Below are 6,963 nucleotides of genomic sequence, written 5' to 3'. Positions count from 1 at the left end.
CCACCCCCACCGCGAACGGTACGACCGCCCACGCCGACGCGGGTAGCACTCCCGCCCAGCCCGGAGCCGGGCCGCGGGACCAGAACACATGCGTCAGCAGCAGCACGAACGCGCCCCCGGTGGCGAGCGCCGCGGGGCGCACCGGCAGCCGCGCCGCCACGGTGTACACGGCGATCAGGAAGGTGAGCAGGATCGGCCCGTACGGGTAGTCCAGCACCAGGTACGTCGACGTGGCCAGGGTGACCACGGCGAGGGTGGCGACCGGGGCGTGCCGCCGAGCCAGCAGGGCCAGCGCGGCGAACGCGATCAGCACCCGGCAGGTGGCGTCCACCGGCCTCGACCCCGGCTGGTTGTCCCCGGCCAGACCGGTGGCGAGCAGCCCGAAGACGAGCAGCGCCAGGGCGAGCACGACGTCTCTCGCCGCCTCCTGCCGCTCCCGCTGCCCGATCCATCGCATGGCCGTCATTCTGCCCGCGTCGACGCCCCCGGTCGTGCGTCCACGAGCGGCACCGCGCCTACGCCCCCGGACGTACCCGGACTGCCCGCTCTCCCCGGCAGCGCTGCCGGCGGGCACGCCCGGCGGCCCCCCGCACGCAAGCCGAGGGAGGCGGCGCGGTTCGTGGGTCAGACGGCGGCGAGGACCGCGGCCTCCAGGCGGGCCCGGGTGGCGTCGTCCGGCCAACCGCCGACCAGGTAGAAGGCGTCGACGACGTCCGCGCCGAGGGTGGAGATGCGGGCCGCGCGGACCAGGGCGCCCGCCTCGTCGAGCGCGCAGGTGACCCGGTAGAGCAGACCGGCGGCGTCGGCGGCGCGCAGCTCCAGCAGCACGGCGTCGGTGGCCGCCGCGCGGTGCCAGACCACCCGGGGGGCCGGTCCGCCGCCCCGGGCGGCGAGCGCACGGCCGCGCAGCCGCTGGGTGACCGACACGTCGCCGGCGACCGCCCGGCTCAGGTCGGCGCGGAGCGGGACCGGGTCCGGTGGAAGCCCGTAGCGGGGCTGCACCCGGCACTCGACCAGGGCACGGCCGTCGACCGCGGAGGCGTCCGCGGAGATCACTTCCAGCCGGTGCAGGGCCAGGCAGCCGGCCACCGTGGCGAGCAGGCCCCGCCGGTCGGCCGCGGCCACCGCCACCCGGTCCCCGGTCAGGTGGACCACCGGCAGGGGCCCGGCCAGCAGCGCCGGGTCGGGGGCCGGCGGTTCGGGCAGTACGCCGGTGTCCAGCGCGGTGCGGACCCGGGCGACCAGCTCGGCGACCAGTCGGCCCTTCCAGTCCGACCAGGCCGCCGGCCCGGTGGCCGCCGCGTCCGCGCGGACCAGCGCGTGCAGCAGGTCGAGGGTGCCGGTGTCGCCGACCGCCTCGGCCACCGAGGCGATGGTGACCGGGTCGGTCAGGTCCCGGCGGGTGGCCACGTCGGGCAGCAGCAGGTGCAGCCGGACCAGCGTGCCGATCAGCCCGGCCTCCCCGGCGGGCAGGCCGATCCGGGTCGCCACCGCCTCGGCCAGCGGCACACCGACCGTGCTGTGGTCCCCGGGCAGACCCTTGCCGATGTCGTGCAGCAGGGCGCCGAGCAGCAGCAGGTCCGGACGGTCCACGTCGCGGGCGTGCCGGCTGGCCTCGTGGGCGGTCTGCACCAGGTGCCGGTCGAGGGTGTACCGGTGCACCGGGTTGTGCTGGGGCAGGCTGCGCAGCCGGGTCCACTCGGGCAGCCAGCCGTCGACCAGCCCGTACCGGTCGCAGGTCTCCCAGGCCGGCACCAGGCCGGGACCGGCGCCGAGCAGCGTGGTCAACGCGGCCCGGGCCTCGACCGGCCAGGGCGCGGGCAACGGCGGGCAGTACGCCGCCAGCCACTCGCAGGTGGCGCGTGCGATCGGCAGCCGGGTGACCGCCGCGGCGGCGGCCACCCGCAGCGACAGGCTCGGGTCGGGGCGTGCGCCGATCGCCGTCCGGGCGAGCACCAGCTCGCCGTCGTGCTCGACCACGTCCCGGGCCACCGGGCGGCGCACGGGGCCGCCGTTCCCGCTCCGGGAACGGCCGGACCGCAGCCGGTCGGCGGCCCGGAAGGCGTCGTCCAGGGCGTGGCTGACCGTGCGGGCGTCCCCGGCGACCCGGCGCAGGAGGGTGTCGCCGTCCTCCAGCGCGAGCAGCGCGGCAACCCCGTCGCGCTCCTGGGCCACCAGCCGGTCGACCCGGCGGCCGACCTGCTGGTGCAGCGCGTCCCGGGTGTCCAGCAGGCGCAGGTGGGCGGCACGGACGGCGGGACGCAGGGCGTCGGTGATCCCGGCGGCGGCGATGGCCCGCAACAGGCCCACGTCGCGCAACCCTCCAGCGGCCTCCTTGAGATCACCCTCCAGCAGGAAGGCCAGCTCACCGTGGGCCTGCCAGCGGGCAGCGGTGACCTCCCGCAGACCGGGCAACTGGCGGACGGCGGTCCGCCGCCAGTGGTCGGCGGCGGTGCGGATCAGCGCGTCGGCGAGCGCCTGGTCGCCGGCCACCAACCGGGCGTCGAGGAGCCCGAGGGCGACCTTGACGTCGTCCTGTGCCACCGAGAGCGCCTCAGCGACCGTCCGCACCGAGTGGTCCAGCCGCAGGCCGGCGTCCCAGATCGGATACCAGACCGAGGCGGCCAGCTCGTCCGTGCCGGGCACCCCGGCGTGCAGCAGCACCAGGTCGAGGTCGCCGTACGGGGCGCACTGTCGCCGGCCCAGCCCACCGACGGCGAGCAGCGCCACCCCCGCACGCGCGGGCAGCAACCCGCGCAGGAACTCGTCGTACGCCGCCGCCCGAGCCAGCCGGGCCGGCTCGCCGATCCCTCCGGGTACGCCGACGACCTCGTTGACCAGAGGGTCCGCGTCACCGTGCCCGGACGCGTCCCTCCTGGTCAACGAGGCCATGTCGGTCGTCGTCCGCGTCAGAGCGCGTCGAGGCCGCGTTCGCCGGTACGCACCCGGACGACCTCCTCGACACCGGTGACCCAGACCTTGCCGTCGCCGATCTTGCCCGTGCGGGCAGCACCGACGATGGCGTCCACGATCTTGTCCACGTCGATCTCGTCGGTCAGCACCTCGACCCGGATCTTGGGCAGGAACTCGACCGTGTACTCGGCACCCCGGTAGACCTCGGTGTGCCCCTTCTGCCGCCCGTACCCCTGGACCTCGCTGACGGTCAGCCCGGCCACCCCGAGGGCGTGCAGGGCCTCCTTCACCGCGTCCAGCTGGTACGGCTTGATGACCGCGGTCACCAGCTTCATGTCCAACCCCTCCATCCCAGGAACGTTAACCGGCGACCTTCGCGCTGACCGGCTCGGCGGAGTCCGCCTCCGGCTTGGCGCCGCTCGACGCGCCGCCACCGGGGGTGCCGATGCCGGCCATCGCGAACGCGCTGCCCGTGCCACCGCCCGCCGGGGACAGGTCGTAGCTGCTCTCGGCGTGCTCGGCGATGTCGATGCCCTCGACCTCGGCCTCGCCCCGGACGCGGAAGCCGATCGTCTTCTCGATGACGAACGCGAGCGCCCAGGCGATGCCGAACGACCAGACCGAGACGATCAGGCCGGCGAGCGCCTGCCGGCCGAGCTGGGTGGCGCCACCGCCGTAGAAGAGACCGTCGGACGCACCGACCACGTCGCTGATCGCGGCGTTGACCGAGTTGGTGGCGAAGAGACCGAGCCAGAGCGACCCGATCCAACCGCCGACGAAGTGCACGCCGACCACGTCGAGGGAGTCGTCGTAGCCGAGCTTGTACTTGAGGCTGACGGCGAGCGCGCACACGACCCCGGCGACGATGCCGAGCAGGACGGCCGCCCAGGGGGCGATGAAGCCACAGGCCGGGGTGATGGCGACCAGGCCGGCGATCGCGCCGGACGAGGCACCGACCATGGTCGGCTTGCGGTCCTTGACCCACTCGACCGCGATCCAGCCGAGAACCGCCGCCGCCGTGGCGAGCTGGGTGTTGATGAAGGCGAGGCCGGCGACCGAGTCGACGGTCAGCTCCGATCCGGCGTTGAACCCGAACCACCCGAACCACAGCAGACCGGCGCCGAGCGCGACCAGCGGGATGTTGTGCGGCTTCATGCCCTCGCGCGGCCAGCCCAGCCGCTTGCCGAGCACCAGCGCCACGGCCAGAGCCGCCGCACCGGCGTTGATGTGCACCGCGGTGCCGCCGGCGAAGTCCAGCGCGTGGATGTCACCGCCGATGATCCCGCCGCCCCAGACCCAGTGCGCGACCGGGAAGTAGACCAGGGTGGCCCAGCCGAAGGCGAACAGCAGCCAACCGGCGAACTTCGCCCGGTCGGCGATGGCGCCGCTGATCAGCGCGACGGTGATCACGGCGAAGACCATCTGGAAGGCCATGAACACATAGAGCGGAACCCCGATGCCGCTGGGGTTCTCCGCCGTGGCGCCCCACAGGTCGGTCTCGGCGAGGAAGGTCTTGGTGCCGAGGTACGCACCCGGGTCGCCCCAGAAACCGTTCACGTCGGCCCCGAAGGCGACGCTGAAGCCGTAGAACCACCACAGAACAGAGATGAGCCCGATGGCGGAGAAGCTCATCATCATCATGTTGAGCACGCCCTTGGCCCGGTTGAGCCCGCCGTAGAACAGCGCCAGTCCCGGGGTCATGAGCAGCACGAGCGCGGTCGAAACCAGCAGCCAAACGGTATTGGCGCCGTCGATCGTCGGTGCTTCAGGCACGCTGGCCTCCTAAAGGTGAAGTTCCCTCCTTCGCGGCTTTCCGGGGCAGCGTCGCCCGTCGGCCGGTTGCGCGGAAGCTTCGCGGCCGGCTGTTTCACCCACGGTCCCGTGCCGGTTTCCGTTTCGTGACGGGTTGTTTCGTACGTGTCACGAAGTCCGCACACCCGTCGACATGGACGCGGGTGGATCGGCTCGCGCTCAGCGGAGGGCGTTCTCCAGAGCGTGCCGCTCGTAGTCGAGCAGCCGCAGGTCGCGCATCGGCCGGCGCAGGTGCCCCTTGTGCACGATCCGGACGAACGCCGGCTCCCCGGCGGCGGCCATCCGGCGGATCCCCTCGACGTGGTCCACGATCCGCTTGCGGATGGTCCGGATCAGCCGGTGCCGGTCCCGGGGGATCAGCCCGTACGCGTCGGCGAAGAGCCGCAGCCGGCGCGGGCGGTCGGGGCGCTTCCAGCCCAGGGTGATCGAGTCGCGGTCCGCGAAGATCGGCACCCAGGTCCACGCCGCGTACGCCACGTCGTAGATCCGGGAGCCCGGCGAGGCGAGGTCGAAGTCGATCAGCCCGAGCGTGCCGTCCGGCCGCCAGATCACGTTGTGCGGCGCCGCGTCGTGGTGGCAGATCACCTCGGTGTCCGGTGGCGGCGGCCCGAACGAGCGCCAGACCGCACCGGGCGACGGGGTGAAGCCGTACTGCGCGTCGTGGAACATCCGCAGCATGGTGGCGACGGTGACCAGCGCCTCGTCGGTCACCCAGTGTGGGGCGAGCGGGTACTCCCCGCACTCCCCCTCCAGGTACGACAGCACCTCGCGGTTGCGCTCGTCCATGCCGAGCGCCCGGGGGGCGCCGGTGAACCCGACGTACTCCAGGTGCCGCAGCAGGGCGTGCACGGACGGTGTCCACGGCCCCGCGTTGCGGCGGACCGTGTCTCCGACGCGCACCACGGTGCTCACGTTGCCGCCGTGCAGCGGGATCTCCTGCGAAGTCACGTACGGTCTCCCGAGGCGCTGCGAGGGGTGGCCGGGGTCACGCCAGCCCGCGTACGCGCGATCGTCAGTGGTCACCCGAGACTACGCGTCCCGTCCGGCGGCCTCGGTCCCCAGCAACGCGTCGACGAACTGCGCCGGGTCGAACGGGGCCAGGTCGTCCTTGCCTTCGCCGAGGCCGACCAGCTTGACGGGGATGCCGAGCTTGCGCTGCACGGCGATCACGATGCCGCCCTTCGCGGTGCCGTCGAGCTTGGTCAGCACCACGCCGGTCACGTTGACGACCTCGGTGAAGACCCGGGCCTGTTCCAGGCCGTTCTGTCCTGTTGTGGCGTCCAGGATGAGCAGTGTCTCGTCGATCGGGCCCTGCTTCTCGACCACCCGCTTGACCTTGCCGAGCTCGTCCATCAGGCCCACCTTGTTCTGCAGGCGGCCGGCGGTGTCGATGAGCACGGTGTCCACGCCGGTGTCGGTGCCGCGCCGGACCGCGTCGAAGGCGACGCTGGCCGGGTCGGCGGCCTCGGGGCCCCGGACCGTCTCCGCGCCGACCCGTTCGCCCCAGGTCTGCAGCTGGTCGGCGGCGGCGGCCCGGAAGGTGTCGGCAGCGCCGAGCAGCACGCTGCGGCCGTCGGCGACCAGCACCCGGGCGATCTTGCCGCAGGTGGTGGTCTTGCCGGCGCCGTTGACGCCCACCACCAGCAGCACCGCCGGGACACCGTCCTTCGGGGCGGTGCGCAGGGACCGGTCCATGCTCGGGTCGAGGGCGTTGACCAGCTCGGCGGCGAGCAGCGCGCGCAACTCGGAGGCGGAGCGGGTGCCCAGCACCCGGGTCCGCTCGCGGAGCCGGTCGACGATCTCGCGGGTGGCGTCGACGCCGACGTCGGCCGTGATCAGGCTGTCCTCGATCTCCTCCCAGACGTCCTCGTCCAGGTGGTCGCGGGCCAGCAGGCCCAGCAGACCCTTGCCGAAGACGTTCTGCGAGCGGGACAGCCGCGAGCGGAGCCGGACCAGCCGCCCGGCGGTCGGCTCGGGCACCTCCAGGGTCGGGGCCGGCGCCTCGATCACCGGCGGCGGCTCGACCAGGACACCGGTGGACAGATCGGACTGCGGTGCCTCGACCGGCGGGCCGGCGAGATCCTCCTCGGCCCGGGTGTCGACCTCGGTGCGCGGCAACGGGGGCTCGGGGCGCCGGCGAAGCCGCGGCACCACCAGCCCGACTGCGCCGACGATCAGCACACCGAGCAGGACCAGAGCGAGGACGAGATATTCGGCCATGCCGGAATCCTGTCAGAT

6 protein-coding genes are annotated in these 6,963 nt (G+C 73.6%); all 6 read right to left on the bottom strand.

Annotation, left to right across the window (positions count from 1 at the left end; genetic code table 11):
• Positions 1–457, bottom strand: a 457-nt coding sequence (locus DKT68_RS04690) for a DUF7134 domain-containing protein (protein WP_456238182.1), incomplete at its 3' end; no start/stop codon positions are given.
• Positions 458–624: 167 nt separating this feature from the next.
• The gene (locus tag DKT68_RS04685) at positions 625–2,892 is read right to left on the bottom strand and encodes a [protein-PII] uridylyltransferase (protein ID WP_109816192.1); all 2,268 of its coding nucleotides are present in this window, start codon (positions 2,890–2,892) and stop codon (positions 625–627) included.
• Positions 2,893–2,909: 17 nt separating this feature from the next.
• Complete coding sequence (locus DKT68_RS04680) at positions 2,910–3,248, bottom strand: P-II family nitrogen regulator (RefSeq protein WP_174537509.1); 339 nt, start codon at positions 3,246–3,248, stop codon at positions 2,910–2,912.
• 25 nt (positions 3,249–3,273) lie between these two features.
• Positions 3,274–4,686: an ammonium transporter gene (locus DKT68_RS04675; protein WP_109816191.1), complete on the bottom strand. Its 1,413-nt coding sequence runs from the start codon at positions 4,684–4,686 to the stop codon at positions 3,274–3,276.
• A gap of 198 nt (positions 4,687–4,884) precedes the next feature.
• On the bottom strand, positions 4,885–5,748 hold the full coding sequence (locus DKT68_RS04670; RefSeq protein WP_201748899.1) for an aminoglycoside phosphotransferase family protein: 864 nt from the start codon (positions 5,746–5,748) through the stop codon (positions 4,885–4,887).
• Positions 5,749–5,754: 6 nt separating this feature from the next.
• The gene (gene ftsY / locus DKT68_RS04665; protein WP_109816190.1) at positions 5,755–6,945 is read right to left on the bottom strand and encodes a signal recognition particle-docking protein FtsY; all 1,191 of its coding nucleotides are present in this window, start codon (positions 6,943–6,945) and stop codon (positions 5,755–5,757) included.
• Between the last annotated feature and the right edge of the window lie 18 nt (positions 6,946–6,963).

It is taken from the genome of Micromonospora acroterricola (genome assembly GCF_003172955.1).
Lineage (GTDB): Bacteria > Actinomycetota > Actinomycetes > Mycobacteriales > Micromonosporaceae > Micromonospora > Micromonospora acroterricola.
Note: the sequence above shows the minus strand (reverse complement) of the source record. Positions and strands in the feature narration are given on the sequence as shown.

What these genes read in the sequence shown, in the direction of transcription:
- DKT68_RS04685 (WP_109816192.1), bottom strand. Translation starts at nt 2,892, where the DNA reads ATGGCCTCGTTGACCAGGAGGGACGCGTCCGGGCACGGTGACGCGGAC.
- DKT68_RS04680 (WP_174537509.1), bottom strand. Translation starts at nt 3,248, where the DNA reads ATGAAGCTGGTGACCGCGGTCATCAAGCCGTACCAGCTGGACGCGGTG.
- ftsY (WP_109816190.1), bottom strand. Translation starts at nt 6,945, where the DNA reads ATGGCCGAATATCTCGTCCTCGCTCTGGTCCTGCTCGGTGTGCTGATC.